This window comes from Candidatus Hakubella thermalkaliphila, from assembly GCF_013281975.1.
Classification (GTDB): Bacteria; Actinomycetota; Humimicrobiia; order Hakubellales; family Hakubellaceae; genus Hakubella; species Hakubella thermalkaliphila.
This window is the reverse complement of the sequence record NZ_BLRZ01000141.1, coordinates 1-3,585: the sequence shown is the minus strand read 5'-3', so window position 1 is coordinate 3,585 and position 3,585 is coordinate 1. Positions and strand designations below refer to the sequence as shown.

The 3,585-nt window shown below is 43.6% G+C and carries 4 protein-coding genes; all 4 read left to right on the top strand.

Annotated features, from left to right (window positions below):
- Positions 1–997 (top strand): MATE family efflux transporter (locus HW443_RS09925; RefSeq protein WP_176238129.1); only part of this gene is annotated, 997 nt, incomplete at its 5' end.
- Positions 998–1,065: 68 nt separating this feature from the next.
- Positions 1,066–1,848: a glycosyltransferase family 2 protein gene (locus tag HW443_RS09920; RefSeq protein ID WP_176235475.1), complete on the top strand. Its 783-nt coding sequence runs from the start codon at positions 1,066–1,068 to the stop codon at positions 1,846–1,848.
- Positions 1,849–1,885: 37 nt separating this feature from the next.
- Positions 1,886–2,245, top strand: coding sequence for a DUF2304 domain-containing protein (locus HW443_RS09915; RefSeq protein WP_176233177.1), 360 nt, complete (start codon positions 1,886–1,888; stop codon positions 2,243–2,245).
- The coding region (locus HW443_RS09910; RefSeq protein ID WP_176238128.1) for a hypothetical protein at positions 2,242–3,585 on the top strand (1,344 nt) is incomplete at its 3' end. The genes HW443_RS09915 and HW443_RS09910, both read left to right, overlap by 4 nt.

Genomic DNA, 3,585 nt, shown 5'->3' with positions numbered 1-3,585 from the left:
GCCTTTTGTCTTTTTTTTGAAATATGACGGTTATTTTATAGGTAGTTTAATCACGGTTATTCTTTTTTTGCTAATCTACGTCCTTTCTCTGCTGAAGGTTTTTGGTTTTAGACTTTTGGTGCCCAATAAGTCAGAGTTCAAAAAGATATTCAGGGCTGTTTTTGGAATAGGAATATTTATATATATAGCCAAAATTTTATACGGCCTGTTTATGCAATCTGGCATCCTGATCCTGGGATACTATTCTACTCCGGATACAGTAGGATACTTAAAATTTGCCATAGGTTATGGATTTTATCTTCTTTCCTTTTCCAATGCTGTAAATTACATTAATCTCCCCGTAATGAGCAAACGTTTTGCCGAGAACGTGGTATTTTTTAAGGAAAGTTTTAAAGATAACTTTGACAAATTTTTTTCCTTAACCCTTTTTGCGGCTGGACTGATGGTGCTCTTTTCTAAAGAAGCGATTCTGATTCTGGCTGGAAGAAACTATCTGCCAGCTCAGCCCCTGATTTTCTTTTCCGTCCTGGCCTTTTTCTTTCTTATGATTTTTGAGATTCTTTCTGGATGCATTTTTCTCCCCTCCTCTGATACCAGAGGCTATGTCTCTTCTTACTCAATTTCAGCAGTGGCATCTCTGGGAGCCGCGTTCTTCCTGGTTTCTCGTGGCGGGGGCGCTACAGGCGCTATAGCAGCAATGTTCTTAGGAGCAGCGCTAACCTTTGTTTTTGCCATTTTCAGAATATCCCAAAAACTAAGTATCATGGTAGCTGATGGAAAAATCTTGATCATGAGCCTGGTATGTCTGCCGCTTTTATTGGGAGGATTGGTAAATATGAGTCTATATGAACGTCTGGCTTTGCTGGCTTTGTCTCTTTTGTTATTTTGGTTCTTCACCAAATACTTGGGAATCCTTAATCTCATTCAGGTCTTGAGTCGGGCCACGAATATGCTGAAAAGCCGGGTGATAGGATGGCGCACCCAGGAGATAGGATGAAGGGTCTAGATTCTGGTTACCACTTGCACTCAGATTAAGGTGATAGGACGGCGCACCCAGGAGATAGGATGAAGGAAGCATCTGGTAATTTCCCGGCCTCGGTAGATTTAGAAGCTGCCATCGCGGCCAGGAAAGTCTTAGCCATAATTCCTGCTTATAATGAGGAAAAGAACATCTCCAGGGTTATCCAGGGGATAAGAAGATTTTCTCCTTCTTTGGACATTCTGGTAGTAGATGATTGTTCTGCTGATAGAACAGCGGCCGTGGCTATGGAAGAAGGAGCAGAGGTAATATCTTTGCCCTTTAATTTGGGTTATGGCGTTGCCTGTCAGACCGGTTTTAAGTATGCTGTAGGAAAGAAATACGATCTTGCCGTTCAGATCGATGGAGATGGGCAACATGACCCCTCCTATATCAACGCTCTCCTCAAGGAGGTATTCGATGGAACTGTGGATGTGGCCATAGGGTCGCGATTTCTGGGTAAATCAGCTTACCGGGCTCCTCTGCTCCGAAAATTGGGGATGTTTTTGTTCGGGATCATTGCCTCTGTTCTTATAGGCCAACGGGTTACTGATCCCACTTCCGGCTTTCAGGCCCTGAACAGCAAAGTTCTGAGATTTTTTGCTCAGGAAGTTTATCCGGTAGACTATCCAGATGCTGACGTGTTAGTTTTGTTGCATTACGCAAGATTTAAGATCCGAGAGATGCCAGTTAGAATGTATGAGAATGTAGATAAGTCAATGCACAAGGGCCTTAAATCATTTTATTATGTCTTTAAGATGGTATTATCCATTTTGGTTACTATGCTCAGCAAAAGACACATACTAAGAAAGGTCACTCGCCCTCAGTAATAAATGGCAGGGCTTTCCGGGAGAAGGAAGGTAAAGCATGAGCTTGCAGATTAAAATCTTTGGACTATTGGCCAGCGCTATCCTGGTGATATACATCATCGATCTGGTAAGGAAAAAGAAATTGAGAGAAGAATATTCCTTTATCTGGTTCGTTATTGGTCTTAGCATGATAATTTTTTTGCTTCGTTTCGATCTCATTATGGCTTTGACCGAATTTTTGGGAGTTCTATCTCCCAATAACGTGATTTTCTTTTTTAGCATATTATTTCTGTTTGTCATAGCCCTTCAATTTTCGGTCAAAATCTCTAACCTGACCAATCAAATAAAGATTCTGGCTCAGGAGAACACCCTGCTTCGAAAGAAAATTGAGGAGATATCCAGAGAGATAACCCATTGAAGAAAATTTACTTTTGGTTTTTTATCGGCATTCTATCCTTTTTAATATTATCCACCCTCTTCCTGAGTCCTAATAAGATTGGGCTCTACGGGGATGAGGCTACTTATTTGATGCAGGCTCAGAGTCTGGCCTACGATTTTGATCTTCGCTATACCGAGACTGATCTGAGAAGATTATTTATGGATGGTTGGCAGACCGGGCCCCAGGGACTATTTCTGGTTAGAAATGATAGGGGGGAGCTTTTCTATGCCAAGCCTTACCTCTATGCTGCTGCAGCCGCGCCTCTGGTAAGAATCTTCGAGTCCAAAGGCTTTTTCGTTTTCAATTCCCTGATCCTGGTCAGTCTTTTATTCATTAGCTTCCTCTATTTGGCCCAGAAATTAGAAGGTACCTCAGCTCTTGCTGTGGCTTTTTTGTACTACCTGTTTTCCACGGCTTACTTTTTTGTTTTCGCTATATATACTGACCTTTTCATCGCCCTTATTTTTCTGTTAGCCCTCTTCTTCTGGCGGTATGACTTTAGTCGCTCCCTGGCAGAGATGAGGAAAGAAGAGGCTAACGTAAAGAAATCGCCCATGCGCCGCGGCGCACCACGTCGCATGAAAATTGGGTTATTTTCAAGGGAGACCTTCAGTAGAGCCATAGGTTTAAAGATAGGTTCAAAGATGCGAGATTTTTCTTTGAGCTTTCTAGCCTTCTTATCCCAAGGCGGAAACTATCTGGTAGCTTCCATCTTTTTCGGCCTCTCTATTTATCAGAAACCCCCTCTGGCGGCCTTCGCTGGCCTGATGCTACTGGAGATGCTGTTCAGGAGAAAGCTGAAGGCGACCTTTGTGTGCTCCTTCTTATTGGTGACTGCTCTCTTTCTAACGAGTTCGGTAAATTTTTATCAAACTGGGCGCTGGTCTCCTTACAGCGGGGATAGGATGTACGTCCGGTCGGGACAGGATCTTGCCCTTACCGAGGAGAACTTGCAGCAGGAAGAGCTCCAGGGAGTGCGGACCGGGGTTAGTATAGAAGGTATCGCCGGCCAGATTGCGGGAAACCCTCTTGGCTGGGGCTCATCTCCGAGAATTCTTCTGCCCAACCTTTATTATTTTCTGCTGGGTCGCCAGACCGGTCTTCTCATATACACCTTCCCGGCTTTTCTTTTTCTTCTTCTTTTGGGATATAAGGGGAATTGGAAAAAGAGCATGCTCATTGGGGGGGGAATTTTGGCCTACGTTTTCTTTTACCTTCTCTACACGCCCAATAATTACTACGGGGGCGCCACCTCCTTCGGCAACAGATATCTTCTTCAGATCCTTCCTGCTTTTCTGTTTCTGGCCTCGGAATTTCCG

Bases quoted from the DNA above. Each gene is read 5' to 3' on its own strand.
- HW443_RS09915 (WP_176233177.1), top strand. From the start codon at position 1,886: ATGAGCTTGCAGATTAAAATCTTTGGACTATTGGCCAGCGCTATCCTG.
- HW443_RS09920 (WP_176235475.1), top strand. From the start codon at position 1,066: ATGAAGGAAGCATCTGGTAATTTCCCGGCCTCGGTAGATTTAGAAGCT.